25 protein-coding genes, 3 tRNA genes and 1 pseudogene are annotated in these 25,378 nt (G+C 73.1%); 13 read left to right on the top strand and 16 right to left on the bottom strand.

Annotated elements, in window-relative coordinates; all coding sequences use genetic code 11:
- Positions 1-76 precede the first annotated feature (76 nt).
- The 4 genes from E6U81_RS15785 to E6U81_RS15770 form a co-directional block, all read right to left on the bottom strand.
- The gene (locus tag E6U81_RS15785) at positions 77-1,999 is read right to left on the bottom strand and encodes an ABC transporter ATP-binding protein (RefSeq protein WP_136230711.1); all 1,923 of its coding nucleotides are present in this window, start codon (positions 1,997-1,999) and stop codon (positions 77-79) included.
- Positions 1,996-3,729: an ABC transporter ATP-binding protein gene (locus E6U81_RS15780; RefSeq protein ID WP_136230710.1), complete on the bottom strand. Its 1,734-nt coding sequence runs from the start codon at positions 3,727-3,729 to the stop codon at positions 1,996-1,998. Before E6U81_RS15780 ends, E6U81_RS15785 begins: the two co-directional genes overlap by 4 nt.
- Positions 3,730-3,887: 158 nt before the next feature.
- Positions 3,888-5,336 (bottom strand): FGGY family carbohydrate kinase, encoded by a 1,449-nt coding sequence (locus tag E6U81_RS15775; protein WP_136230709.1) that lies wholly within the window; start codon positions 5,334-5,336, stop codon positions 3,888-3,890.
- Between the two features lie 95 nt (positions 5,337-5,431).
- Complete coding sequence (locus tag E6U81_RS15770; RefSeq protein WP_136230708.1) at positions 5,432-5,737, bottom strand: YtxH domain-containing protein; 306 nt, start codon at positions 5,735-5,737, stop codon at positions 5,432-5,434.
- A gap of 145 nt (positions 5,738-5,882) precedes the next feature.
- On the opposite strand from E6U81_RS15770, the gene E6U81_RS15765 reads away from it, so the two are divergent.
- From E6U81_RS15765 to E6U81_RS15755, 3 genes are all read left to right on the top strand, one after another.
- Positions 5,883-5,955 (top strand) — tRNA-Asn (locus E6U81_RS15765).
- Positions 5,956-5,960: 5 nt separating this feature from the next.
- Positions 5,961-6,033 (top strand) — tRNA-Asn (locus E6U81_RS15760).
- Positions 6,034-6,221: 188 nt separating this feature from the next.
- Positions 6,222-6,295 (top strand) — tRNA-Ile (locus tag E6U81_RS15755).
- Between the two features lie 293 nt (positions 6,296-6,588).
- Here the strand turns inward: E6U81_RS15755 and E6U81_RS15750 are convergent.
- Complete coding sequence (locus E6U81_RS15750) at positions 6,589-7,746, bottom strand: glutamate--cysteine ligase (protein ID WP_136230707.1); 1,158 nt, start codon at positions 7,744-7,746, stop codon at positions 6,589-6,591.
- Between the two features lie 216 nt (positions 7,747-7,962).
- On the opposite strand from E6U81_RS15750, the gene E6U81_RS15745 reads away from it, so the two are divergent.
- The gene (locus tag E6U81_RS15745) at positions 7,963-9,225 is read left to right on the top strand and encodes an MFS transporter (protein WP_240803834.1); all 1,263 of its coding nucleotides are present in this window, start codon (positions 7,963-7,965) and stop codon (positions 9,223-9,225) included.
- A 16-nt stretch (positions 9,226-9,241) separates the two neighbouring features.
- Here the strand turns inward: E6U81_RS15745 and E6U81_RS15740 are convergent, their stop codons facing one another.
- A complete protein-coding gene (locus E6U81_RS15740) occupies positions 9,242-9,610 on the bottom strand; it encodes a cupin domain-containing protein (protein ID WP_136230705.1) in 369 nt (122 codons plus the stop codon).
- Between the two features lie 49 nt (positions 9,611-9,659).
- On the opposite strand from E6U81_RS15740, the gene E6U81_RS15735 reads away from it, so the two are divergent.
- Positions 9,660-10,484 carry an AraC family ligand binding domain-containing protein gene (locus E6U81_RS15735; RefSeq protein WP_136230704.1) on the top strand — a complete coding sequence of 275 codons (825 nt, stop codon included), beginning with the start codon at positions 9,660-9,662 and terminating at the stop codon, positions 10,482-10,484.
- 446 nt (positions 10,485-10,930) lie between these two features.
- Here the strand turns inward: E6U81_RS15735 and E6U81_RS15730 are convergent, their stop codons facing one another.
- The 5 genes from E6U81_RS15730 to E6U81_RS15710 all read right to left on the bottom strand — a co-directional run bounded on the left by E6U81_RS15730 (position 10,931) and on the right by E6U81_RS15710 (position 15,073).
- Complete coding sequence (locus tag E6U81_RS15730; RefSeq protein ID WP_136230703.1) at positions 10,931-11,482, bottom strand: hypothetical protein; 552 nt, start codon at positions 11,480-11,482, stop codon at positions 10,931-10,933.
- A 42-nt stretch (positions 11,483-11,524) separates the two neighbouring features.
- Positions 11,525-12,889: a carboxyl transferase domain-containing protein gene (locus tag E6U81_RS15725; RefSeq protein WP_206309942.1), complete on the bottom strand. Its 1,365-nt coding sequence runs from the start codon at positions 12,887-12,889 to the stop codon at positions 11,525-11,527.
- An 80-nt stretch (positions 12,890-12,969) separates the two neighbouring features.
- Positions 12,970-13,752 (bottom strand): sulfite exporter TauE/SafE family protein, encoded by a 783-nt coding sequence (locus E6U81_RS15720; RefSeq protein ID WP_136230702.1) that lies wholly within the window; start codon positions 13,750-13,752, stop codon positions 12,970-12,972.
- A 72-nt stretch (positions 13,753-13,824) separates the two neighbouring features.
- Positions 13,825-14,349 (bottom strand): hypothetical protein, encoded by a 525-nt coding sequence (locus E6U81_RS15715; protein WP_206309946.1) that lies wholly within the window; start codon positions 14,347-14,349, stop codon positions 13,825-13,827.
- Between the two features lie 67 nt (positions 14,350-14,416).
- Positions 14,417-15,073: a LysE family transporter gene (locus tag E6U81_RS15710; RefSeq protein WP_136230700.1), complete on the bottom strand. Its 657-nt coding sequence runs from the start codon at positions 15,071-15,073 to the stop codon at positions 14,417-14,419.
- Positions 15,074-15,143: 70 nt separating this feature from the next.
- Between E6U81_RS15710 and E6U81_RS15705 the strand changes: the two genes are divergently transcribed.
- Positions 15,144-15,584, top strand: coding sequence for an Lrp/AsnC family transcriptional regulator (locus E6U81_RS15705; RefSeq protein ID WP_136230699.1), 441 nt, complete (start codon positions 15,144-15,146; stop codon positions 15,582-15,584).
- Between the two features lie 29 nt (positions 15,585-15,613).
- Here E6U81_RS15705 and E6U81_RS15700 read toward each other — a convergent pair whose 3' ends face one another.
- Positions 15,614-17,194 (bottom strand): GAF domain-containing protein, encoded by a 1,581-nt coding sequence (locus E6U81_RS15700; protein ID WP_136230698.1) that lies wholly within the window; start codon positions 17,192-17,194, stop codon positions 15,614-15,616.
- Complete coding sequence (locus E6U81_RS15695; protein WP_031145880.1) at positions 17,191-18,228, bottom strand: rod shape-determining protein; 1,038 nt, start codon at positions 18,226-18,228, stop codon at positions 17,191-17,193. The genes E6U81_RS15700 and E6U81_RS15695 overlap by 4 nt, the downstream gene beginning before the upstream one ends.
- Before the next feature lie 211 nt (positions 18,229-18,439).
- Here E6U81_RS15695 and E6U81_RS15690 point away from each other — a divergent pair, with 211 nt between their 5' ends.
- Together E6U81_RS15690 and E6U81_RS15685 are read left to right on the top strand one after the other, a co-directional pair.
- Complete coding sequence (locus E6U81_RS15690) at positions 18,440-19,153, top strand: triacylglycerol lipase (protein ID WP_136230697.1); 714 nt, start codon at positions 18,440-18,442, stop codon at positions 19,151-19,153.
- Positions 19,154-19,279: 126 nt separating this feature from the next.
- Positions 19,280-19,711 carry a hypothetical protein gene (locus E6U81_RS15685; protein WP_136230696.1) on the top strand — a complete coding sequence of 144 codons (432 nt, stop codon included), beginning with the start codon at positions 19,280-19,282 and terminating at the stop codon, positions 19,709-19,711.
- Here E6U81_RS15685 and E6U81_RS15680 read toward each other — a convergent pair.
- The gene (locus E6U81_RS15680) at positions 19,702-20,256 is read right to left on the bottom strand and encodes a hypothetical protein (RefSeq protein ID WP_136230695.1); all 555 of its coding nucleotides are present in this window, start codon (positions 20,254-20,256) and stop codon (positions 19,702-19,704) included. The two genes, E6U81_RS15685 and E6U81_RS15680, sit on opposite strands and share 10 nt — an antisense overlap.
- Positions 20,257-20,334: 78 nt before the next feature.
- On the opposite strand from E6U81_RS15680, the gene E6U81_RS15675 reads away from it, so the two are divergent.
- On the top strand, positions 20,335-21,075 hold the full coding sequence (locus tag E6U81_RS15675) for a hypothetical protein (protein ID WP_136230694.1): 741 nt from the start codon (positions 20,335-20,337) through the stop codon (positions 21,073-21,075).
- On the opposite strand, the gene E6U81_RS15670 is transcribed toward E6U81_RS15675, so the two are convergent.
- The gene (locus E6U81_RS15670; protein WP_136230693.1) at positions 21,076-21,498 is read right to left on the bottom strand and encodes a MarR family transcriptional regulator; all 423 of its coding nucleotides are present in this window, start codon (positions 21,496-21,498) and stop codon (positions 21,076-21,078) included.
- A 95-nt stretch (positions 21,499-21,593) separates the two neighbouring features.
- Between E6U81_RS15670 and E6U81_RS15665 the strand changes: the two genes are divergently transcribed.
- The 3 genes and pseudogenes from E6U81_RS15665 to E6U81_RS15655 all read left to right on the top strand — a co-directional run.
- Entirely contained in the window at positions 21,594-22,616 is a 1,023-nt protein-coding gene (locus E6U81_RS15665) for an NADP-dependent oxidoreductase (RefSeq protein WP_136230692.1), read from the top strand.
- 65 nt (positions 22,617-22,681) lie between these two features.
- Complete coding sequence (locus E6U81_RS15660; protein WP_030657091.1) at positions 22,682-23,104, top strand: organic hydroperoxide resistance protein; 423 nt, start codon at positions 22,682-22,684, stop codon at positions 23,102-23,104.
- Between the two features lie 65 nt (positions 23,105-23,169).
- A pseudogene (locus E6U81_RS15655) lies at positions 23,170-23,898 on the top strand (EI24 domain-containing protein); the annotation flags it as partial.
- A 96-nt stretch (positions 23,899-23,994) separates the two neighbouring features.
- On the opposite strand, the gene E6U81_RS15650 reads toward E6U81_RS15655, so the two are convergent.
- Positions 23,995-24,888: an NAD(P)-binding domain-containing protein gene (locus E6U81_RS15650; RefSeq protein ID WP_136230691.1), complete on the bottom strand. Its 894-nt coding sequence runs from the start codon at positions 24,886-24,888 to the stop codon at positions 23,995-23,997.
- 96 nt (positions 24,889-24,984) lie between these two features.
- On the opposite strand from E6U81_RS15650, the gene E6U81_RS15645 reads away from it, so the two are divergent.
- Positions 24,985-25,320, top strand: a complete 336-nt coding sequence (locus E6U81_RS15645; protein WP_136230690.1) for a helix-turn-helix domain-containing protein — start codon at positions 24,985-24,987, stop codon at positions 25,318-25,320.
- Positions 25,321-25,378 lie beyond the last annotated feature (58 nt).

Here is a 25,378-nt window from a genome sequence, read left to right as displayed (position 1 = left end):
GGCGCCCGAGTACGTCCCCGTACCCGAGCGCCCCCGCGCCGTGCCGCCCGGCCGTGCCGCCCGCGGGAGGGACGGCCTAGTCGACCTCGGCGACCGCCTGGGCGAACTGCGCCGCGTACAGGCGGGCGTAGGCGCCGCCCGACGCCAGCAGCTCCTCGTGCGTGCCCTGTTCCACGATCGAGCCGCTCTCCATCACCAGGATCAGGTCGGCGTCGCGGATCGTGGAGAGCCGGTGCGCGATCACGAAGGACGTACGGCCGTGCGCGAGCCGCGCCATCGCCTTCTGGATCAGCACCTCGGTACGGGTGTCCACCGAGCTCGTCGCCTCGTCCAGGACCAGGATCACCGGGTCCGACAGGAACGCCCGGGCGATGGTGATCAGCTGTTTCTCGCCCGCGCTGACGCCCGCGCCCTCGTCGTCCAGCACGGTGTCGTAGCCGTCCGGCAGCGTCCGGACGAACCGGTCCGCGTGCGCCGCCCGCGCCGCCTCCTCGATCTCGGCGCGAGTGACCTCGCGCGAAGCACCGTAGGCGATGTTCTCCGCGATGGTGCCGCCGAACAGCCAGGTGTCCTGGAGCACCATGCCGATGCCGCCGCGCAGCTCGTCGCGGGTCATCTTGGCGATGTCGACCCCGTCCAGGGCGATCTCGCCGCCCGTGACCTCGTAGAACCGCATCAGCAGGTTGACCAGGGTCGTCTTGCCCGCGCCCGTCGGCCCGACGATCGCGACCGTGTGGCCCGGCTCCACCGAGAGCGAGAGGTTCTCGATCAGCGGCCGGTCCGGCTCGTAGCGGAAGGCCACCTTGTCGAAGGTGACCTGGCCGCGCAGCTCCTGCGGACGCTCCGGCACGTCGGCGTCGCGCTCCTGCTCCGGCGCGTCCAGCAGCTCGTAGACCCGCTCCGCCGAGGCGACGCCGGACTGCACGAGGTTCGCCATCGACGCGACCTGCGTCAGCGGCATCGAGAACTGCCGCGAGTACTGGATGAAGGCCTGCACGTCACCGATCGACAGGGTGCCGGAGGCGACCCGCAGCCCGCCGACCACCGCGATCAGCACGTAGTTGATGTTCGAGATGAAGAACATCACCGGCTGCATGATGCCGCTGACCAGCTGCGCCTTGAACGAGGCCCGGTACAGCGCCTCGTTCTGCTCGGCGAAGAGCGCCGCGGACTCCTTCTGCCGGCCGAAGACCTTGACCAGGTTGTGCCCCGAGTACATCTCCTCGATGTGGGCGTTGAGCGTGCCGGTCGTCTTCCACTGCTCCACGAACTGCGGCTGCGACTTCTTGCCGATCTTCGCGGCGACGTAGACCGAGACCGGTACGGTCCCCACCGCGACCAGCGCCAGCAGCGGCGATATCCAGAACATCATGGCGAGCACGCCGACGATCGTCAGCAGCGAGTTCAGCAGCTGACCCATCGTCTGCTGCAGCGTCTGGCCGATGTTGTCTATGTCGTTGGTGGCCCGGCTCAGCACCTCGCCGCGCTTCTGCTGGTCGAAGTACGACAGCGGCAGCCGCGACAGCTTCGCCTGGAGCTCCTCGCGCATCCGGTAGAGGGTGCCGTTCATGACGTGGTTCGAGAGCCGGGTCGCGACCAGCATCAGCAGGCCCGCCAGGGTGAAGACCACCAGCGCCCAGACCGCCACGACCCCGACCGCGCCGAAGTCGATGCCCCGGCCCGGGGTGAAGTCGGTGCCGGACAGCATGTCCGCCATGCCGTCGTCGCCCCGGGCGCGCATCCCGTCCAGCGCCTGCTGCTTGGTCACACCGGCCGGCATCTCCCGGCCGACGATGCCCGCGAAGACCAGGTCGGTCGCCTCGCCGAGGATCTTCGGCCCGACGACCGCGCAGGCGACACTGCCGACGACGGCCAGGACCATGCCCCACAGCTTGGCCCGGTCCTGTGCGATCTGGCCCAGCAGCCGTTTGCCCGATCCCTTGAAGTCCAGGGACCGCTGGGCCGGCCCCATCATCATCCGTCCTCCGGGCCCGCTCATGCGGCCTCCGCCTCCGTCAGCTGGGAGAGCACGATCTCCCGGTAGGTCTCGTTGCCGGCCATCAGCTCGTGGTGGCGTCCCTCGCCCACGACCTGCCCCTCGTCCAGGACGATGATCCGGTCGGCGTCGCGGATCGTGGCGACCCGCTGGGCGACGATGACCACGGTCGCGTCCTCGGTCTCCCGGGCGAGCGCCGCGCGCAGCGCCGCGTCCGTCGCGTAGTCCAGGGCCGAGAAGGAGTCGTCGAAGAGGTAGATCTCCGGGCGCTGCACGAGCGTGCGGGCGATGGCGAGGCGCTGGCGCTGACCGCCGGAGACATTGGTGCCGCCCTGGGTGACGGGGGCCTCCAGGCCGCCCTCCAACGCCGAGACGAACTCCTTGGCCTGGGCCACTTCCAGCGCCTGCCACAGCTCTTCGTCGCTGGCGTCGGGGCGCCCGTAGCGCAGGTTGGAGGCGACGGTGCCGGAGAACAGGTAGGGCTTCTGCGGCACCATGCCGACCGTTTTCGCCAGCAGTTCGGGGTCGAGGGCGCGTACGTCCTCCCCGTCGACCAGCACCTCGCCGCCGGTCGCGTCGAACAGCCGCGGCACCAGGCCCAGCAGTGTGGACTTGCCGCTTCCGGTGGAGCCGATCACCGCCGTGGTCTCGCCGGGGCGGGCCACCAGGTCCACGCCGCGCAGGACCGGGGCCTCGGCGCCCGGGTAGCGGAAGTCGGCGCCGCGCAGCTCCAGGAGTCCGCTGCGGGCGAGTTCGCGCACCGGGTGGGCGGGCGGGACGACGCTGGACTCGGTGTCCAGCACCTCCTGGATGCGTTCGGCGCAGACCTCGGCGCGGGGCACCATCATGAACATGAAGGTGGCCATCATCACGGACATGACGATCTGCATCAGATAGGCCAGGAAGGCCGTCAGCTGGCCGATCTCCATGCCGCCGCTGTCCACGCGCATCGCGCCGAACCAGATGACGGCGACGCTGGAGATGTTCACGACCACGATCACCGTCGGGAACATGAGGGCCAGCAGCTTGCCCGCGGCCAGCGAGACCCCGGTGAGGTCGGCGTTTGCCTCGCGGAAGCGGTCCTTCTCGTAGTCGTCGCGGACGAAGGCGCGGATCACCCGGTTGCCGGTGATCTGCTCGCGCAGCACCCGGTTCACGGTGTCCAGGCGCTCCTGCATCTGGCGGAACAGCGGCCGCGTCCGGAAGACGATGGCGCCGACCGAGATCCCGAGCACGGGCACCACGGCCAGCAGGACGCCCGACAGCTCCACGTCCAGCGAGAGCGCCATGGCGATGCCGCCGACGCACATGATCGGCGCGGAGACCATCAGCGTGAAGGTCATCAGCACCAGCATCTGGACCTGCTGGACGTCGTTCGTCGTACGGGTGATCAGTGACGGGGAGCCGAACTGGCCGAGCTCCCGCGCGGAGAAGCTCTGCACCCGGTCGAAGACGGCGGCGCGGACGTCGCGGCCGACGGCCGCGGCCGTGCGGGCGCCGTAGTAGACGGCCCCGACGTTGCCGACGAGCTGGACGAGCGAGACGCCGAGCATCAGCGCGCCGAAGCGCAGGATGTAGCCGGTGTCGCCGTTGACGACACCGTTGTCGATGATGTCGGCGTTGAGTGTGGGCAGGTAGAGGCTGGCGCTGGTCTGCAGCAGTTGCAGCAGGACCAGCGCCGCGATGGGTTTCCGGTACGGGCCCAGGTGGGTCCGCAGAAGTCGTATGAGCACGCGCAGGCTCCGGTCGGCAATCGAGGGGGTTCAACCCATCTTCGGCCAATCGGCCCACGGATCCCCACCGGATTTCGCAAAGGCCGGTCAAAAGGACCAGCCCCGCCGCGGGGGTCCTACGACCACCGCGGCAGGGCCGGAACCGGCGCGGGTCCGGGTCAGAAGGCCCCGGGGTGGATCTGCTCCCGCGTCGCGATGTACTGCTGGCGCACGCCCTGCCACGCCGGGAAGTCCTCGCCCGGTTCGAAGACCTGCGCCGCGGGGGCCGGCCAGACCGGCGGGGTGTGCGGGGCCAGCGTGCCGTGCGCCACACCGAGGGCCCAGGCCGCCTGGCGGGCCGCGCCCAGCGCCGCGTAGTCCGCCGGAGCCGGCACGACGATCTGCGTCCCGAACAGCCCGGGGGCCGCGGCCTGCACGGCGGGCAGTTCCGCGGCCGCGCCCAGCAGGAACACCCGGCGGATCTCGACCCCGCGCGAGCGCAGCACGTCCAGGGCGTCCACCAGGCCGCACAGCATGCCCTCGAAGGCCGCACGGGCCAGGTGCTCCGGCTTCATCGAGTCCCGGCGCAGCCCGGTGAGGGTGCCGGCGGAGTGCGGCAGGTTCGGCGTCCGCTCACCCTCCAGGTACGGCAGGAGTACGAGGCCGTGCGCGCCCGGCGTCGACTTCAGCGCGAGGTCGGACAGCCCCTCCAGATCGGTGCCGAGCATCTCGGCGGTGCCGCGCAGGGCCCGTACGGCGTTCGAGGTGTTCACCACGGGCAGGTGCATGCCGGTGGCGTCGGCCAGGGAGGTGATCAGCCCGCCCGGCTCCGACAGCGCCTCGTGGTGCACCGCCATCACCGAACCGGAGGCGCCCAGCGAGACCACCGCGTCGCCGGGGCCCAGCCCCAGGCCGAGGGCCGCGGCCATGGTCTCGCCGGTCCCGGCGGATATCAGCAGCCCCTCGGGCGTGGTCCCGGCCGCGTCGGCCGGGCCGAGCACCTCGGGCAGCAGCGCCCGGTGCCCGAGCGCCAGCTCGACCAGGTCGGGCCGCCAGGCTCCGGCGGCCGCCGACCAGTAGCCGGTTCCGGAGGCGCCGCCGCGGTCGGTGGTGCGGCGGGCCGGGCGGCCCAGGAGCTGCCAGACCAGCCAGTCGTGCGGGGACATCAGCACGGCCACCCGCCGGGCCGCCTCGGGCTCGGTGCGGGCCAGCCAGGCCAGCTTCGCGACGGGCTGGGCGGAGTGGGGGACCGAGCCCACCGCCTCGGCCCAGGCGTGCCGCCCGCCCAAGGCCTCCGTGAGTTCGGCCGCCGCGACCTGGCCGCGTTTGTCGTTGCCGACGAGGGCCGGGCGCACCAGCGCGCCCTGCGGGTCCAGCGGCAGCAGGCCGTGCTGCTGCGCGGAGACGCCGATGGCCTGGACCCCCTCCAGGATCCCGCCGCCGGCGGCCTCGCCGAGCGAGAGCAGCCAGGCCTGTGGATCGGTCTCGTGGGGGCTGGCGCCGTCGGGTTCACCCACGGGCTGCGGATGGGGCGCGTACCCCTGGCGCAGCACGGCGCCGGTCTCGGTGTCACAGACGACGATGCGTGTGAAGGCGGAAGAGCTGTCCAGCCCGGCGACTATCCCCATGCGGGAGATTCTGCCGCACGCGGGGCCGGTGTCGACGTCCCGGAGCCCCTGAAACCTCCTCGGTCCCAGGGGCTCCGGCCGTGGCCCGTGAGGCGTCAGGTGTTGCTGGTGCCCCAGTCGTCGTCGGCGATGCCGCCGCCGGTCCGGCCGCGCAGTCCGCGCACCCGTCCGGCGAGCGAGTCCGGCACGGCGTCGCCGACCTTCTCGCTCACCACGGCGAAGGCCTTCCCGGCGTACTCCCGCCCGGTGTGGCCCGCGGTCTCGGCGGCGTTGCGCACCGCCGGGTTCTGCGCGATCTGGCGGGCGGACTTCTTCAGCTGCTCGTAGCGCTCGCGCCCGGCCCGGGTCCCGAGCACGTACCCGAGGGCCAGTCCGACCACGAACGTGACCTTGTACCGCATGCCTGTCACCCTTCGTCGTGTGGTGCCCGGCCCGCTGGCGATACCGATTGGCGGAGCACCCCCCTGCTTGCGCTAATCTATGTCTCGCAGCGGGCGCTCGCCCCCCGGCAAGGCCGGAGGTGGGCTGTTCGATGCACCGCAGCAATCCCCTGTAGCTCAATTGGCAGAGCAGCCGGCTGTTAACCGGCAGGTTACTGGTTCGAGTCCAGTCGGGGGAGCGCAGTCCCCTGTAGCTCAATTGGCAGAGCATTCGGCTGTTAACCGGAGGGTTGCTGGTTCGAGTCCAGCCGGGGGAGCAGGAAGAGAAGAGGGCCCTACGGGGCCCTCTTCTTTCTTTGTCCCCACTTTCCGGGAACCGGGCAGGCCTCAGCGCGGTCTCTCTGAACAGGCGAAGCCGATCATGCGAGGCATCCGAAGCAGGAGATCGTATGAGCGGCTATGCTGCGGCAGACGGCGCGCACAGATGTACGCGCCACGCCGTGAAGGGGCGGTAGCTCAGCCGGTTAGAGCAGCGGACTCATAATCCGTCGGCCGTGGGTTCGAGTCCCACCCGCCCCACTGCGAGCCGCAGGTGCAGAAACGATCGCACCTGCGGCTTCGACGTTTCCGGGGCAGGCCGGCACAGAAGAACCCGGGGAGCCGGGGGCACTGACCAGCGGGACGGAGAGCGCCGTCCGCGACGGGCGGACACGGATCAGGAGACCCGGCGGGATGCCGGCCGGGGAAGCCCCCCACTGCTGCCGGAACGCTTCCGGGGTGCTTCCCGTATGGCCGCCGTGTCGCGGCGCACCGGAGCCGGATCCGCGCTGGGCGGGGCATGGATCCGGACCGCGGCGTCGTCGGGGCGGCGGTCAGAAGTCCTCCGTTTCGTCCACGAGCTGGCGCAGTACGTCCGTCAGGTCCTGGCGGCGGGCGTAGGCCGTGCGTTGGCGGTGGGCGCCCGAGCCGTCGCGCAGGAGCCCGGCCAGGGTCTTGGCCGCGTGGTCCAGGTCGCCGGCGGCGGCCAGTTCCGGGGCGACCAGGTCCAGCAGGGCCTCCGCGAGGTCGGCCGCGGGGAGTTCCGTGCCCGTGTACGGGTCGAGGCCGAAGCCCTCCAGGCCGTCGTGGGCCGCCCGCCAGCGCGCGAGGCGCAGTACGTCGTCCCGTACGGCCGGCTCCGGGCGCCGCTCGGCGGTCTCGCGCAGCGCCGTGGCCACCAGCGCCCGGGCCAGTTCCGCCTGGAGGACCGCCGAGTCGACGTCCGGGGACATGTCCGGCGCGCGGAACTCCAGCGTCGGCCAGTGCCCGGAAGGCCGGAGGTCCCAATAGACCATCTTGGTGTCCAGGGCGGCCCCGGAGCCGAGCAGGGTCTGCACCGAGCGCCGGAAGTGGGCCGTGGACGTGAACTGCGGAGGCAGGCCCGCCGAGGGCCAACCGGACCAGGCCATCGCCCGCCAGCTGCAGTGACCGGTGTCACGGCCGCCCCAGAACGGCGAGTTGGCGGCCAGCGCGATCAGCGTGGGCAGCCATGGTCTGATCCGATTGGACACCGCCACCGCCGTGTCCACGTCGAGCGTGCCGATGTGGACGTGGCGGCCGCAGCTGACGAGGGTGTCGGTGAGCGCGCCGAAGCGGCGGTGCTGCTCGCGCTGGCGCGGCTCGTCGTCCGTCAGGTGCAGCGGACCCTCCACCGCGACGACCGGTGAGGGGGCGGCCAGGAGCCGGCAGCCGTGGGCGCGGGCCGCCCGGCCGAGGGTGCGCCGCAGCGCGACGAGTTCGGCGCGCAGCGAGGCCGCCGAGTCGGCGATCGGGGTGGATATCTCCACCTGGTAGCGGGTGCCTTCGGGGTGCATCTCGCCGGGCAGCCCGGCGGCGGTCGCCAGGACCTGCGGGGCGGCGGGGACCACCCGGAGCGTGCGGGCGTCGACGAGCAGGAACTCCTCCTCGACGCCGACGGTGAGGGGCACGGTGGGGCGCACCGTGTTCTGCGTCGTGCCGGTGCTCGTGGTGCTGTTGCCAGGTTCGATCACTACGCCTCCCTGGACATACGAGTCTTTTCATCATGAGCCGAACACCTGGCGGGAAGCGCACGACGATTCGGTCAAATGTCCGGTGATAGTGGCGAGTTACCGGTAACGAGCCGCCTGCGCCGGGAGCCCGGAGCAGGGTGGGGCGACTGTTGCCGGTGTGCGATGAAGGCGGACGGCGTCCTGGGGCCGCCGACGGGCCGATGCTTATCATCCGATGTGACTCGTACCAGTGCGCCGACCCGCCCCCGGCGGCGAATATTCGCCGACCTCACCCCGCTGCGCACGTCCGCGGACTACCGGAGACTGTGGTTCGGCGGAACGATCTCCTGGGTCGGCCAGGCCATGACCACCCTGGCGATCTCGCTCCAGGTCTACGACATCACCCGCTCCAGCTTCTCGGTCGGGCTGGTCGGCCTCTTCTCCCTCGTCCCGCTCGTCGTCTTCGGCCTGTACGGCGGGGCCATCGCCGACACCGTCGACCGGCGCAAGCTCGGCCTGTACAGCTCCCTCGGCGCCGCCGTCCTGTCCGTCGCGCTCGCCGCGGCCGCGCTGCTCGGCTTCCACCGGGTCTGGTTCCTGTACGCCGTCGTGGCGCTCCAGGCGGTCTGCGGGGCGCTGGCCGGACCCGCGCGGTCCGCCATGATCCCGAGGCTGCTGCCGGCGGAACAGCTGCCCGCGGCCAATGCCCTGAACTCCGTGACCATGACCTTCGGGACGATGGTCGGCCCTGCGCTGGGCGGACTGGTCGTCGCCGTCGGCGGGTACGAGTGGGCGTACCTGATCGACGCCGTGACCTTCAGCGCCGCGCTCTACGCGATGTGGCGGCTGCCGTCCATGAAGCCGGACCGGGCCGAGGGAGTGCGGGGGAGGGCCTCGGTCGCCGACGGGCTGCGCTTCCTCGGCACCCGGCCCAACATCCGGATGACCTTCTTCACCGACATGGCCGCCATGGTGCTGGCGCAGCCGAAGGCGCTGTTCCCCGCCATCGCCGTGCTCTGGTACGGCGACGACGCGAAGACGGTCGGCCTGATGGTGGCCGCGATCGCCGCCGGGGCGCTGCTGGGCGGGCTGTTCTCCGGCTGGCAGGCCCGGGTCCGGCGGCACGGGCTGGCGATCCTGCTCGCGGTCGCGGCATGGGGACTGGCCATCGCGGTGTTCGGGCTCACGCGGAACCTCTGGCTCGGGCTGTTCTTCCTGGCCCTGGCCGGGTACGCGGACACCGTCTCGATGGTGTTCCGCACCACCATGCTCCAGGCCGCGACGCCGGACGACATGCGCGGGCGCCTCCAGGGCGTCTTCATCGTGGTCGTCGCGGGCGGCCCCCGGCTCGGGGACTTCCTCGCCGGGACCGCCGCCGACCTGACCTCCCCGGCCGTCGCCGTCACGTGCGGCGGCCTGGCCTGCGTACTGGTGGTGGGCCTGCTCGCCCTGCGCTGGCGGAACTTCGCCCACTACGACGCCCGCTCCCCGCAGGCCTGACGCCGGTCGGCCGGCTCTACGCGTCCACCGGTTCTCGGGTGCGGGTACCGCCCGCGGTGCCGGTGTTGGTGGTGCCGGACGGTTCGAAGAGCAGGATGTGGGCCTCCTCGTCCGCCGCCGGGCAGTGTTCCGTCCCGCGCGGGACGACGTACATCTCGCCGGGGCCCAGGACCACGTCCCCGTCCCCGCCCCGCAGGCGGATCGTCAGGGTGCCGGCGACGACGAGGAAGAGCTCGTCGGTGTCGTCGTGGGTGTGCCACACGAACTCGCCCCGGACCTTGGCGACCTTGACCTCGTAGTCGTTGACGCGGGCGATGCGGCGCGGCGCCCACTGCTCGGTGAAACCGGCCAGCTTCCCGGCGATGTCGATCTTCTGTGTCGTCATACGGACAGCCTGGCGGCGGGGGCGCTGCGCGGTCTTGTACGTTCCTGACATGGCCGCGATACGCCCGCGCAGCACCGTCAGTGCCTGGCGGCCGCCGGTGCCGGGCATCGCCGAGGTCTTCCACGCCCGGTTCACCGACCACGCCTACCCGGTGCACGTGCACGACACCTGGGCCCTGATGATCGTGGACGGCGGACGGGTGGACTTCGCCCTCGACCGGGAACGGCACGGCGCCGGGGTCTCGGACGCGGTGGTCCTGCTGCCGCCCGGGGTGGCCCACGACGGGCGGACCGTGACCGAGGCGGGCTTCCGCAAGCGCGTGCTGTACCTCGACACCTCGGTGCTGCCCGAACGGCTCACCGGGGCCGCCGTGGACGCCCCGCTGCTGGTGGATCCCGCCCTGCGCGAGCGCGTGCACGCGCTGCACCTGGCGCTCGCGGAACGGGACCCCCTGGAGGCCCAGTCGCGGCTGGCCTTCGTACGGGAGCGGCTGCACGGCCGACTGGCCGGTCGAGGGGAGCAGCCGGCGGCCGGGCCGGTGCCGGGCGCGCGGCTGGCCGTACGGCTGCGCGAGCTGCTGGACGCGCGGGTGGTGGAGGGGATCACGCTGGAGGAGGCGTCGGCGCGGCTCGGCCACCCCCACCCCCATCCCACCCATCTGATCCGGAGCTTCCGCACGGCCTACGGGCTGCCGCCGCACGCGTACCTGACGGGGCGGAGGGTGGCGCTCGCGCGGGGCCTGCTGCTCGCGGGGGCGGGACCGGCGGAGGCGGCCGCGGAGTCCGGCTTCTACGACCAGGCCCACCTCGCGCGGCACTTCGCCCGGCACGTGGGGACCAGCCCGGCCCGGTTCGCCCGATCAGGCTCGGTGTAAAGGGGAGTCGGCGGGTTCGTTGCCTTCCTCTTTATTTCCAATACAGCCGGGCCGGGCAGGTGCTGGGCACGCTGCCGGCCCCGGACGCCTTCCGCCTCGCCCCGCAGGGGCGGGCCGCCGCGCACCAGACCTTCGGGTCGCTGACCCTGCTCCCCGGCGGGCGCACGCTGGTCGCGGGCGTCGAGGGCCGCTTGCCGGCGACGGCAAGGACGCCCAGGGGGGCATGCTCCAGGGGATCCAGACCTGGGAGCGCGGCCGTGACGGCGAGTTCCGGCTGGGACGGCAGTAGGCCTACCCGGTGGGCGCCGGGCACGGCCTCGTCGAGCTCGCCGCCACCCGGGACGGCCGGCTGATCGGCCTGGATCGGGGCTTCACCCGGCAACGATCTGGCCCAGCAGGTGACGAGGCTCTACCGGATGGACGTGCGGCTGCCGAGCCGCCGGCGCTTAGCCGCGGCGCAGTCGGGAGTCGAGGACCGCGCCGAGGAGTTCGGCCTCTCCGGGTGCGGTCAGCAGTCGTTTGGGCAGGACAGCGCCCCAGCTCTTGCGGCCGGTCCTGCCCATGACGACGTAGAGGCCCGGGGTCTCGTGGTACCGCGTCATCTCGGCCCAGGCCAGGCGCTTGACGTCCGCGCCGTCGAGGACGGCCGCGATACCCGTGCCGTCGACGACGCAGTCGGCGCCCTCGTGGGCCCGCTGGGCCCGGAGGGCGTGCGTGACGATCTGTCGGGGGGCGATCAGGGCGAACACCGTCGCGTAGACGGTGGCCGCGACCGCGAGGCCGATGTTGACCGAGCCGCCCTCGGCGTCGACGCGTACCCCCAGGAGCGCGATGAAGAGCGCGCCTGCGGCGGCGAGCCAACGCAGCCGCCGAAACGTTCCCGCGGCCTTCAGCCCTTCGCGGAGCTCGTCCTTCTCCACACTGCCCGTGAAGCGCAGGACGACGTCGCCCGTGACCTGGGCGTGCTGCTGGGGCTGTTGTATGACCATGTCTTCCACAGGCGCGGAGCATAGCGCTCCGTCGGACACGCCCGGTCGGCGCTATTGCGCCGACGGGGCCCGGTCGGCGGCCGGGCCGACGATGCCGCGGGCGACGCCCAGGGCCACCAGGTCCTGGGGGCGGATGCGGAGCTCGTCCGCGGTGGCCGGGGCGGCCGACGGGGGGCGCTTGAGGATGGCCGCGGCCAGCTCCGGGGCGATGACCGAGAAGTAGCTGTCCGGGGTGACCCAGGTGTTCCCCGGGGCGGCCAGCGCGAGGGCGCCGCCCGAACCGCCCTCGCCGATCAGGAGGGTGGTGACGGGGACGGTGGCCGCCGCCAGCGCGGCGAAGGTGTCGGCGATGGCCGCGCCGGCGCCCGCGTGCTCCGCCGCGGCGTCGTTGGCCGCGCCCGGGGTGTCCACGAGGGTGAGCACGGGGATGTCGAGCCGGTCCGCGAGGCGGACCACGCGGGCGGCCGTGCGGTATCCCGCCGGGCGGGTGGCCGTCCCGCACTGGGCGGCGTAGGCCACGGCCCGGCCCTCCCGCAGCCCGAACCCGCACAGCATCCCCGGGTCCGTGCCGCCGGCCCGGTCCCCGGAGAGGTGCAGGCGGAGCTCGAAGTACGCGTCCAGGTACGCCTCGGCGCGCGGCCGGGCGGGGTCGCGGGCCTGCCGTACCGCGTCCCAGCCGGTGGCGGGCGGGCTCGCGTCGGCCAGCGCGGCCGGCGGCTCGACCGGCCCGCCGGAGCGGGGCGCGGCCAGGACGCGGAGCCAGTTCGCGAGGGTGCCCGGCAGGTGGGCGGCGGGGACCACGGCGTCCACGTGGCCGGCGGCGTACTGCCCCTCGGCGCAGTACGCCGCCGGGTCGGCGTCGGCCGGACGCACCCGGGACCCGGCGAAGCCGACCTGGGCGCCGGGCAGCGCGAGGACCACGTCGGCGCCGGCCCCGAGGGTGGCCCAGCCGCCACCGGTGGTCGGATCGCGCAGGACGGCGAGCTGGGGGAGCCCGGCGGCACGGGTCAGGACGCTCTGGCGGGCCACGCGCTGCAGCTGGGTCAGCGCGAGCATGCCCTCCTGCATCCGGGAGCCGCCCGTGGCGATGAGCGAGACGAGGGGGAGGCGGTGCTCGCGGGCGTGGGTGTACGCGGCTTCGAGCCGGTCCCCGGTGCGCTGTCCCAGGGAGCCGCCCAGGAAGCCGAACTCGAAGGAGATCAGGACCGCTTCGCGGCCGCCGAGGCGGGCGGTGCCGGTGACGACGGACTCCTGCTCGCCGGTGCGCCCGGCGGCGCGGGCGCGGGAGGCGTCGTAGCCGGCCCAGCCCAGCGGGCCGTCGGCGGGGGACTCCCGTCGGGGGGCGGGCAGTTCGGCGAAGCTGCCGGGATCGGTCACGGAGGCGATGGCCGCGCGGGCCGAGAGGCGGGTCGTCACCCTTTCACCCTAGGGGGCGCGGTCGAATTCCCGTCCGGGCGGGAGGACTTCGGCGGCGATTCCCGGCCGGCCGCGGCGCGTCATGCCAGGAACCGGACGGCGTACAGCGCCCCGATGCCGGTGGCCAGGGCGGCGAGCAGCAGCCGGAGCACGGTCTCGGGGAGGCGGGGTTGGAGCCGGGCGCCGAGGTGCCCGCCGACCAGGCCCCCGGCCCCGCAGGACAGCCCGAGGAACCAGTCCGGGGCGACGGCGCCGGTGGCGGTGAGGGAGAGCAGCGCGTACGTGGCCGCGCCGACGACCGAGGTGACGAAGGTGGCGGCCAGGGCGGCGGGCGCGACGACGGCGACCGGCGCCCCGCGGCCGACCAGAACGGGGCCGAGCAGGGAGCCGCCGCCGATCCCGTAGACGCCCCCGGCCACGCCGACCGTCAGGGCCAGGACGGTCGTGGCGCGGGGCGAGGGCGGGCGGGGAGTGCGGGCCGGCGACGGGCGCAGCGTGCGCAGCAGCAGCCACAGCCCCAGCGGCAGCAGCAGGGCGGCGATGAGGAGGCGGAAGACGCGCGGGCCGGGGACGGCGAACACGCGGATCACCGCGCCGAGGACGACGCCGGGCACGGTCCCGGCGATGAGCAGGCGGGTGAGCGGCCCCCTCAGGCTCCCCGTCCTGTGGTGGCGCAGCAGGGCTCCGGGGCCGGCCACGACGTTGTAGAGGAGGTTGGTCGGCGTCACCGCCGGGCTCGGCACACCCAGGACGCTGACCTGGACGGGCAGCAGGAAGACCGCTCCTGAGACCCCCACGGGTGCGGTGACCACGGATATCAGCAGCCCGGCGGCGAACCCGAGCAGCCCGGTCGACCACGTCACGCCCGCACCCGGGTCTCTTCACCGTCCACCGGTCCACCATCGCGCATCACGCGGACCGGGTGCGTGACGATCTCATGAACACCGTCGGGGCACCGGCCTGTACCGGACGAATCCGGGCGGAGTCGGGCCCACCTCGATGCTGTTCTCGTCGAGCCCGTTGGCGATCCGCAGGCGCCCCGCGTCGAAGACGAACTCCAGCGCGACGGTTCCGTCCGCCAGGTCACGGCCCGTCGGCCGCCACTCGAGCAGTGCGACGTCGAGCAGCCGGTGGCCGGCGAACGCTTCGAGGCGTTCGTCGCGGTGGGACCACTGCGGCGTCAGCTCTGAGCACTCCCAGCCGGTGATCGCCGCCGAGGTGTGGATCGTGCTCCAGCCGAGGGAGAGTTCGTCGAACGTGCGGTGGCAGATCTCCACGCGGGTGCCCTCGAAGTCCAGCACCACCGGGCAGTCGGCGTACCAATCGCCGTCCTCGGCGAAACGCACCAGGGCGAAGCCCGTCAGCCGCCTGCCGGCGAGCGCCGCGAGACGCGGGCCGTGTGCCTGCCGTACGGCGTCGATCCCGACCAGGTAGGACGGTTCGAAGCCGGAGATCCCCATGTTCACGGCAGGCGAGTCTCCAGGCTGTCCGCCGCCCGGGCAAACGCTTTGCCGGGACCGGCGTCCGTCAGGGGAGCGGGAGGGCGATCTTCACCGCGTAGGCGGCGACCAGGCCGTAGCCAAGGCGGAAGGTCCAGATACGGGCGGTGGCGGAGATGCGGGCGCCCGCGAGGGAGCCGAGGGCGACGAGGGACTGCTGCCAGAGCAGGGAGGCCGCGCCGACGCCGACGAGGAAGGCCGCCCCGGCCGGGCCGGTGCGCAGGCTCGCGCCCTGGGCGGTGGTGAGGGCCGCGAAGTAGAGGGCGGTGGTGGGGTTGATCGCGGTGAGGGCGACGTAGCGGGCGAAGGCCTTGGCCGGGCGCAGGTCGGTGGCGGTCCGCGTGGTGCCCGGTGCGGCGGCGGGGTCCGGCGGTGGTACGGGAGGCGCTCCCTCGGGGCGGGCCCCGGCGAGGCCGTGGGCCGCGATGGCGAGCAGGATCGCCGCCGAGGCCAGCCGGACCCACGCCTCGACGGGGGAGACGTGGGAGGCCACCCAGGGGCCGACGGCGGTGGCGAGGGCCGCGTAGCCGAGGTCGACGACCGCGATGCCCAGGGCCGCGGCCACCGCCGTGCGCCGGTGCCGCATCGCCTCCTGGAGCAGCAGCACGCTCATCGCACCCATAGGCATCGCCACGCCCAGACCGGCGGCGGCACCCGCCAGGGCCGGTGTCATCAGTTCGCTCATACGGGCGAGGTTCAGCCCTCACCCCCAAGGTGCGAGCGCGAATACCGGGCTGGACTGCGAGAATCGCGGCATGGACCGCCTCGACAGGGAAATCCTCGGCATCCTGCTGCAGGATGCGCGGATCTCGTACCGGGATCTCGGTGTCCGCGTGGGCCTCAGCGCCAACGCCACCGCCGACCGGGTGCGGCGGATGCGCCGGGACGGCGTGATCCGCGGGTTCACCGTCGTGGTGGACCCGGCCGCCGACACCGCCGGCGGTCTCGTCGTCTTCATCGACGTCACCCTGCGCCAGGACACCACCAACGAGGAGTTCGAGCGTCAGGTCGCGGGGCTCCCCGGAATCACCGAGGTCGTCCACGTGACGGGGGCGCACGACTACCTCGTACGGGCCCGCGCCGCGGATCCCGCCGCGCTCGACGCGCTGCTGCGCCGTCTGAAACGGGAGGCGGGGGTGGCCCAGTCGAACACCCGGATCGCCCTGCGCGCCGCCGAGCGCCCCGGCCGGCCCTGAGGGTCCCGGTACGCGCCGCGCCGCCGCCGTCAGAGTGCCGACTCCCAGGTCACCGTCGTGTCCCGCGCTCCCCGTTGCGTACTTCCGTCGTCCGTCACGGTCAGCCGGACCCGGGCCGGGGACGCGTCCACCACCACCTCGATCGAGGTGACCCCGCTGCGCCGGTGCGCCGCGGCCAGGGCGCCGCGCAGGGCCGTCAGAAGGTCGGCCGCCACGGCCGCCGGGAGCAGGGCGTCCACCGCGCCCGCGAAGTGCACCGACGGCTGGAAGCCGAGCAGGACCGCCGCGCCGCCCGTCTCGCGCAGGACCCGGCCCCGGAAGGTGGCCGGGGCGTCGGTCGGCGGCTGCTGGAGGGCGAAGATGGCGGTGCGGACCTCCTGGATGGTGGAGTCCAGCTCGTCGACGGCGCGGGTGAGTTCGTCGCCGACCGTGTCCCCGGAGGGGGCGTTCGCGGCGCGCCGCCGGGTGCTCTCCAGCATCATCTCGGTGGCGAAGAGCCGCTGGACCACCAGGTCGTGCAGGTCCCGGGCGATCCGGTCACGGTCCTCGTACACCGCGAGCTGCTCCCGGTCGTGCTGGGCGTCCGCCAGTACGAGGGCCAGCGCGGCCTGGGAGGCGAACTGCGAGGCCAGCAGCCGGTCCACCGCGTCGTACGCCGGGCCGCCCCGGGCGCGCGGCAGGGCCAGGGTGCCGATCAGCTGGCCGCCGCTCTGCAGTGGGAGCATCATGCTCGGCCCGAACCGCATCCGGACGCGGGTGGTCATCCGGGGATCGGTGGCCGAGTCGTCGATGAAGACGGGTTCGCCGCCGAGGAGTTGTTCCAGGACCGGTGATCCGGGGGCGATGGCCGTCCCGACCAGGTCCCCGGGATCCCCCTGGGTGGAGGCGGCCACGATCTCCATGCCGCCCTCGGGAGTCGGCTGGAGCACCACCCCGGCCGCGGCGTCGGCGAGCAGCCGGGCCCGTTCCGCCACGCACATCAGGGCGTCGGAGGCCGGACGTCCCGCCAGCAGGGTCGTCGTCACGGCGGCGGCCCCCTCGATCCAGCGCTCCCGGCGGCGCGCGGTCTCGTAGAGCCTGGCGTTGCCGATCGCTATGCCCGCCTGCGCGGCCAGGACGCGCACCAGGGCGAGGTCCTCCTCGGTGAAGGGGCCGCCGCCGTGCTTCTCGGTGAGGTAGAGGTTGCCGAAGACCTCGTTGTGGACCCGGATCGGGACGCCGAGGAAGCTGTGCATGGGCGGGTGGCCGGGCGGGAGACCGGCAGCCCGCGGGTCCTGGGTGAGGTCGTCCAGGAGCAGCGGGCGCGGGTCCCGGGCGAGGACTCCGAGCAGGCCGGCGCGGCCGTCCGGCAGGTGGGGGACGGCCGCCCGCTGCTCCTCGGTCAGCCCTGCCGTGAACAGTGCGGTCACCAGGACGCGCTCGGGGTCGAGGATCCCGAGCGCGCCGTACCGGGCCGAGCACAGCTCGGCCGCCGAATCCACGATGTGCTGGAGGGTGGCGCGCAGCTCCAGTTCGGAGCCGACGCTCAGCACGGCCTCCAACAGCACGGGAAGGCCCGGCGCGTCCTCGTCGGACCGGCCGGCGGGCCTCCCGTGCCCTTCGTCCGTCATCCGGCCAGCGGGTTGAGGACCATCGGGGCGATCTTCCCTTCGAGCATCGCGCCGAGTCCCATCACGGCGCACACGTCGGGCCGTTCGGCGATGGCGACGGGCATTCCGGTGGCGTCCCGCAGCATCTGGTCCAGGCCCGGCAGCAGGGCGCTGCCGCCCACCATCATGATTCCCCGGTCCGTCAGGTCGGCGACCAGGTCGGGCGGGCAGTCCCGCAGGACCTTGCCGATCCCGTCGAGGACCGCGGTGAGCGGCGTGTGGATGGCGTCCCGCACGGCCGCGGTGTCGACGTGGACGGAACGGGCCAGGCCGGTGGCCACGTCGCGGCCGTGGATGAGGGTGGAGGCCGGCCCCTCGGAGGTGAGGCCGTTGCCGTGCAGGGCCAGTTGGAGCGGCCGGACGGCCTGGCTGGGCAGCATCAGCTCGTGCGCGTGGCGCAGGTGCTGGACGACGGCGTGGTCGATGGCCTCGCCGCCGACGGGGATCCGCTCGGCGGTGACGATCGAACCGAGGGAGAGGACGGCCACCTGGGTGGCCGCGGCCCCGCACACCATGATCATCGTCGCGGTCGGCTGCTCCACGGGCAGTCCGCAGCCGACGGCCGCCGCGATCAGGGTGTCGACGAGTTCGACGCGCCGGGCCCCGAGCCCGACCAGGGTCTCCACGGCCGCGCGCTGGGCGAGCGGGTCCGCGTCGTGCGGGGTGCAGGCGGCGGCCCGCAGCCGCGGCTTGCGCCGCAGGGCGCGCCGCAGCTTCTCGCCGAGGAGGTGGCGCAGCATCCGCTGGGCCATCTCGATGTCGACGACGGTGCCGCCGGAGACGGGGCGCACGACCCGGATGTAGTCGGGCGTGCGGCCGGTCATCCGCTCGGCGAAGGTTCCGACGGCGATGAGTGCGCCGGTGCGCGTGTTGACCGCGGCGACGCTGGGTTCGTCGACCACGAGGCCGGCGCCCTTGACGTACACGCGGGTCCTGGCCGCCCCCAGGTCGACGGCGACGTGGCAGCGGCGCAACTGCTCAAGACTGACGGTCACGGCAGTACCTCCCGAGAGCGCTGACGCAAAGGGACCGGCGGAAGTGCCGGTCGCTTTACATATCATCTCGGGCATTAGGGGCTATCCGCCCGTTGGAATGCTCCGGCCGTGGGTGTGTCGCGGCTGCATGGGGGTGGATTTCTGTACCGACAGGCAGCACCATGCCCGCACTGCACGCGCTACTCGCGCGTAACAAGGTATGGGGGAACCGATGCTGACGGCCCGACAGGGACTGATCGCACTCCTGGCGCTCTGCCTGGCGTCTCTCACGGCGCCCGCCGCGGCCCGTGCCTCCGACCGGGGCCCGGTGCCCGCCCCTGACCGGTCATCACCGCGCAGTCCGGTGGTCCTCGTCCACGGATACAACGCAGACCCGGGTGTGTGGGGAGCCCTCCGCGCCGACCTGCGCGCCGACGGGTACAGCGACGCAGAGCTCTTCTCCTTCGGCTACGACACCCATCAGTCCGTCAACGAGGTCCTCGCCGGGCGGCTCGGTGCCTACGTCGAACAGGTCCGCAGGGACACCGGCGCCGCCAAGGTCGACGTCGTGGCGCACTCCTTCGGCTCGCTGGTGAGCCGCTGGTACGTCAAGTTCGGCGGGGGCACGGCCACCGTCGACCACTGGGTCTCACTGGCCGGCCCCAACCGCGGCACCTCCACCGCCTGGGCCTGCGCCCTGTGGGACCAGGCCTGCCGTGACATGACCCCCGGGTCGTACGTGGTGAAGAACCTGGGCAGCGGCGATCCGACCCCGGGCGCGGTGAAGTACGCGACCTTCTGGTCGAACTGCGACGAGGTGGTCAACCCCGACGACAGCGTCCCGCTCGCGGGCGCCGCCAACACGCCGGTCGGCTGCCTGGAGCACAACGACCTGCTCGGCGACGACGGCACCTCGGCCGGAGTGCGCGCCTTCCTCGCGTCGTAGGCGCGCGTCCCGGGCGCGGCGGCGGCCGGCGCGGGCGGTCGGCGCGGGCGGCCGGCGCTGACGCCCTGCTTAGGGGGTACGGGCGACAGTGGGGGAGGCCGCCGCGTCCTGAGGGGGGAAGTGCCGATGCCGGACCGGGTCCGCGCCCGCGCCGCCGACGAGCGGCCTGCGCCGCCGCGGCGTCCCGTCACCCGTCTGCGCCTCACCTGCCTCTACGGCGGGGTGTTCATGGTGGCCGGGACGGCGCTGCTCGCCGTCGTTCTCCTGCTCGCGCAGCAGGCCGTGAGCAGGGGCAACGAGCCGGTCCTCGAACTGGGCCCGGAGAGCACGGTCGTCCTGGCGCCCGCCGCCTGCCCGGGACCGGCCGGCGGCCCGCCGGCCTCCTGCCCGGGCCCCGGGCGGGAGCGGCCCCGCGACCCACTGGGGTCGTCGGCCCTGCTGGTCCTGGCCGGGCTCGGACCCCTGTCGGTCGGCGCGGGGTACGTGACGGCCGGGTACGCCCTGTCGAAGGTCCGCCGGATCACCCGCACCGCCCGGGGCGCCTACCGTCACGTCTGAGGGCCGACGCGCTGGAGCAGGCCGTAGGTGAACTCCGCCACGCAGGGCCGGCCCTGCCCGGTGAAGGCGAGACGCCAGCGCGTCGGCGCGGTGCCCTCCATCGGCCGCACCGGCGCGAAGTCCCGCGCCACCTCGTCCACCGTCGCCGACCAGGGCAGCAGGTCGTCCGGCGACCGGAGTACGGGCCCCCGCGCGCCCGGGGCCCGTACGAGCCACTCGTTCCACACCGCCCCGTCCGGTGCGGCCAGCACCTCGAAGCGCAGGTCCGGCCAGAGCGGCAGCGGCCACAGCAGGGCCTCGCACTCCAGGTCGCCGATCGTGCGGTGCTCGGCGGACTCGGGCGGGCCGAGCACCGAGCGGTACCGGGTCAGCGCTCCGCGGGAGCGGGGCGAGCGCACCATGGCCTGCCAGCGCTTGTTCGCCTCCCGCTGGTCCGCGAGCGAGGCGCCCAGCCGGCGGCGGGCCTCGTCGGCCAGGTCCGGCTGGAAGTCGGCCATCCGCCGCAGTAGCACCAACTGGAACCCTGCCGGCCCGAAAGATGTCATGGAAGGAACGATTCCACACAGGATCCTTACGTTCTCGGGATCCGGATGTTGCCGCACACCGCGTAGCCTGCGGGCGCCATGAACTATTGCCACGCCTGCCGGAGGCACCTCAACGGCGCGCTGGCGTGCGCCGGATGCGGAACGCCTGCCGAGTACCTGATACCCGCCGCGCCCGCTGCCGCCGGGCCGCCGGCGCCGCCCGTGCCGCCCGTCGTCGAGGGGCCCGCCGCCGATCCGCCGGCCGCCCTGGCCGACGTGTACGCGGACTCGCTCGTGGTGCTCTCCGCCCCGAACGAGCGCAGGGCCGGCGCCCGCCGCCGGGTCACGCACCGGCGGCGCCGCCGCACCGTGCTGATCCTCTCCCTCGGCGTGCTGCTCGCGACCGCGGGCTCCCTGATGGTGGTGAGCATGGCCGCCGACGGGGAGCGCACCGACCGGGCCTCCGACGTCGTCCTGGTGGACGACGCGCCCAAGGATCCCGCTCCGCTGTCGCAGGCGCCGACGGCCGGAGCGCCCACGGGCTCCGGCAAGGCCACCGCGAAGGCCGGCGGCTCGACCACGAAGAAGTCCGGGAGCGGGGCGCCCACCGGGGGCGCCGGTCAGCCCGGACCGACGGACTCCGCCCCCGCTCCCACGACGTCGGGGCAGGCGTCCGCCACCCCCGGCCCGGGGAAATCCGTTCAGGGCGGGACGGGGCAGCCCTCCCAGGGCGCTTCCGGCAGCGCGACGACCTCGCCCGCACCCCCGCCCCCGCCGAAGCCCACGCCCACACCGACCAAGGACTGCGGTTTCCTGGGCATGCTGTGCTGGGGCGACTGACTAGGCCAGCATCCGCTTGAGCAGGTCCCGCAGCACGGCCCGCTCCGCCGCCGACAGCCCGGCCAGGGGCTCGCGCGCGAAGTCCAGCGACTCGCGCAGCCGCTCCGCCGTCTGCAGCCCCTCCTCGGTGGGGGCGGCCAGCTTGACCCGCCGGTCGGCCGGGTCCGGACGGCGCTCCACCAGGCCGCGGCTCTCCAGCCGGTCGATGATGCCCGTCACGTTCGAAGGCTCGCACCGGAGCTTCTGCGCTATGCGACGCATGGGCGTCGGCTCCAGGGAGAGCAGGTTCAGCACCTTGGCCTGGGCGCCGGTCAGCTGATGGCTGGCGGCCGCGTGCTCGTACTCCATGTGGTACCGGCTCACGACGTCACCGATGAGTTCGACGACCTCGACGGTCACTGGGTCTACACGACGACTGGGCATGGATCCAGAGTACCCATTTACTTGACAACATGAAATATCCAGGCGCATGGTTGTTTCACCTAGTGAAGCAATTCGTTCTTACCAGGAGCGCCGCAATGTCTGAGATTCCCGCCGTGAGCCGCGAGTGGCACCTCGTCCGTCGCCCGCAGGGCTGGCCCGTCGCCGAGGACTTCGCCCTGCGTGAGGTGCCGGTCAACGCCGAGCCCGCCGCCGGCCGGATCCTCGTGCGCAACCTGCACATGTCCGTGGACCCGTACATGCGCGGCCGGATGAACGACGTGAAGTCCTACGTCCCGCCCTTCCAGCTCGACCGCCCGATGGACGGCGGCGCGGTCGGCGAGATCGTCGCCTCCGACGCCGAGGGCTTCGCCGTCGGCGACCACGTCCTGCACGGCCTGGGCTGGCGCGAGTACGCGGAGCTCGACGCGAAGCACGCCACCAAGGTCGACGCCTCCCTCGCCCCCCTCTCCGCCTACCTCGGCGTCCTCGGCATGCCGGGCCTGACCGCCTACGCCGGGCTCTTCGAGGTCGCCTCCTTCAAGGAGGGCGACTCCGTCTTCGTCTCCGGCGCCGCGGGTGCGGTCGGCGGCCTCGTCGGCCAGTTCGCGAAGATCAAGGGCGCGTCCCGGGTGATCGGCTCCGCCGGCTCGGACGAGAAGGTGACGCTCCTCACGGAGAAGTACGGCTTCGACGCCGCCTTCAACTACAAGAACGGCCCCGTCGCCGAGCAGCTGCGGGCCGCCGCCCCCGAGGGCATCGACGTCTACTTCGACAACGTCGGCGGCGACCACCTGGAGGCCGCCATCTCCTCCATGAACATGCACGGCCGCGCCACCCTCTGCGGTGCGATCGCCCAGTACAACGACACCGAGGCCGCGCCCGGCCCGCGCAACCTGGTGCAGGTCATCGGCAAGCGGCTGCGCCTCCAGGGCATCCTCGTCAGCGACCACGCCGGACTGCAGCAGCAGTTCGTCCAGGACGTGGCCGGATGGCTGCGCTCCGGTGAGCTGCGCTACGACGAGACGGTCGTCGAGGGCGTCGAGAACGCGACCTCCGCCTTCCTCGGCATGCTCCGCGGAGAGAACACCGGAAAGATGATCGTTTCCTTCACCGGTTAGGCTCACCCCACAACCGTCGTGACCGTGGGCGCGAGTCGCGGCGATTACCAGGAGGAACATTCTTCATGTCCATCCAGCAGTCCGACGTCGCGTACACCGCCGTGGCCACCGCCGAGAACGGCCGTGACGGCCGCGTCGCCACCAACGACGGCCAGCTCGACGTCGTCGTGAACCCGCCCAAGGAGCTCGGTGGCTCCGGCGCCGGCACCAACCCGGAGCAGCTCTTCGCCGCCGGCTACAGCGCCTGCTTCCAGGGTGCCCTGGGCGTCGTCGCCAAGAACGTGAACGCCGACATCTCCGGCTCCACGGTCACCGCCGAGGTCGGCATCGGCAAGAACGACGAGGGCTTCGGCCTGATCGTCAAGATCTCCGCCGTGATCCCGAACGTGGACGCCGCCACCGCCAAGGAGCTCATCGAGAAGGCCCACGAGGTCTGCCCGTACTCCAAGGCCACCCGCGGCAACATCACCGTCGAGCTCGCCGTCTGATCCGGCAGCCGCACAGCGAAGGCCGCACCCCGAACGGGGTGCGGCCTTCGCCGTAGACTGACGCCATGCACGATCTTGCGGGGGGCTTCCGGTACCTGCTGGCCGGACAGCGATGGGTGTTGCGACACGGCCGGTGGCTGGGCTTCGGGCTGCTGCCCGGGCTCGTCTCGTTCGCCCTCTACGTCGGCGCCCTTGTCGGGCTCGGCTACGGCGCCGACGACCTGACCGCCTGGGCGACCCCCTTCGCGGACGACTGGTCCGCGCCGTGGATCGGCCTCTTCCGCGGCTTCCTCACCGCGCTGTTCTTCGGCCTGGGGCTCTTCCTCGCGGTGATCACCTTCACCGCCGTCACCCTGCTGATCGGCCAGCCCTTCTACGAGTCCCTCTCGGAGCAGGTCGACCGCAGCGAGGGCGGCGACGTCCCGGACTCCGGCCTCCCGCTCTGGCGGGAGCTGTGGATCTCGGCCCGGGACAGCGTCAAGGTGCTCGGGCGGGTCGCGCTGTACGGCATCGGGCTCTTCGCCCTCGGCTTCGTCCCGGTGATCGGCCAGACGGTGGTCCCGGTGCTCGGGTTCTGCGTCTCCGGATACTTCCTGACCCAGGAGCTCACCTCCGTGGCCCTCCAGCGCCGCAAGATGGAGCTGCCCGAGCGGCTGGTGCTGCTGCGGTCCCGGCGGCTGCTGGTGCTGGGCTTCGGCGTGCCGCTGGTGCTGGCGTTCCTGGTGCCGCTCGTCGCGGTGCTCCTGATGCCCGGGGCGGTGGCCGGAGCCACGCTGATGGCGCGCGACCTGATGCGCACCGACGAGACCCCGGCAGCCGAGGCCGCACCCGCAGGCTTCGGACCGCCGCCGCCGGCTTCCCGTAACCGCCGCACCTTCCCCCGACAGGACCTAGCGGTCCTTCTTCAGCAGCAGGAGGGCTCCGGCCGTGTCCTCCCCGCCGTGGGCTGCCGGGTCCGCCGTCAGCCGGCGGCGCATCAGGTCCAGGTAGGGGGAGATCAGCTCGGCACTGACCCCCTGCTCCTCGGCGGTCCGCAGCAGGGTGCCGCTCGCCGCGACCTGCATGGCCAGGTTGGACACCACCCCGGTGGTGAAGTCCCGCGAAGTCAGCCGCTCCGCGGCGTTGCCGATGAAGAAGCCCATCGCGCCCAGCCACTCGGACAGCAGCGGAGCCAGGTCCTTGGGGGCGATGCCCTCGCCCTCGGTCAGCGCGTAGGCGTGCGAGACGCCGGCGAACAGCCCGTACATCGCGCTCAGCAGCGCCACGTCGTGCAGGGCGGCGTGCCCGGGGTCCTCCCCGACGAAGCGGGCCCCGACCGGGACCTCCAGCGTCGCGCGGTGGGTGTCGAAGAGGGCGCGCGAGCCGCTGTAGAAGACGTACCCGCCGGCCTCCGGCACACCGATCATCGTGGGTGTGGCCATGATCCCGCCGTCCGTGTACCGGGCGCCGCGGGCCTCGGCCCAGGCCGCCCGGGCGCGGGCCTGCGCCGGGGTGCCGGTGGTGAGGTCGACGAGGTCCTTGCCGGTCAGGTCGATGCCGTCCAGGGTGGAGCGGACGCTGGCGTCGTCCAGCAGACAGGTCACGACCAGCCCGTTCGCGGCGACCGCCGCAGCTGCGGTCGGGGCGACGACGGCGCCCTCGGCGGCGAGCGGTCCGGCCTTGGCGGGAGTGCGGTTCCAGACGGTCAGGGAGTGCCCGGCGGCGAGCCAGGTGCGGGCGAGGGCGGTGCCCATGTCGCCGAGTCCGAGCAGGGTGAGCGATTTCCGCGGTGTGGTGTCGGTCATGGCGTTTAGCCTGGTTGCAGGCAGTGCGGTGCTCAAGTACGCACTTCGGAGTGGGTGGTTACCCCGAGGTGAGCGAGCAGGTGGGGAGGGTGTGCGATGGCGGTGACACGGAGGCCCGGTGCGGACGAGTGCGGGATCGCCGCGGCGATGTCCGTGATCGACGGCAAATGGAAGGTGTCGCTCCTGTGGATGCTGGAGCAGCGTCCGCGCCGCTTCGGCGAGCTGCGCCGGCTCGTCCCCGGAGTCTCCGAGAAGGTGCTCGCCGCCCAGCTGCGCGAGCTGGAGACCGACGGCATCGTGCACCGCGAGGTGTACGACGAGGTCCCGCCGCGCGTCGAGTACTCCCTGACCGTCCTGGGCCGGGACCTGAACGCGGCACTGGGACCGTTGGGGGAGTGGGGCAAGAGGCACCTGCTCCCGGATACGGCATAGCCGGCCGGAGATCGGTTGCCGGCCCCCGCCTACCCATGGGGGGCCCGTAGTATGCATG

Source organism: Streptomyces sp. A0592 (assembly GCF_004795115.1).
GTDB lineage: Bacteria > Actinomycetota > Actinomycetes > Streptomycetales > Streptomycetaceae > Streptomyces > Streptomyces erythrochromogenes.
This window is presented reverse-complemented; position numbering and strand designations above follow the sequence as displayed.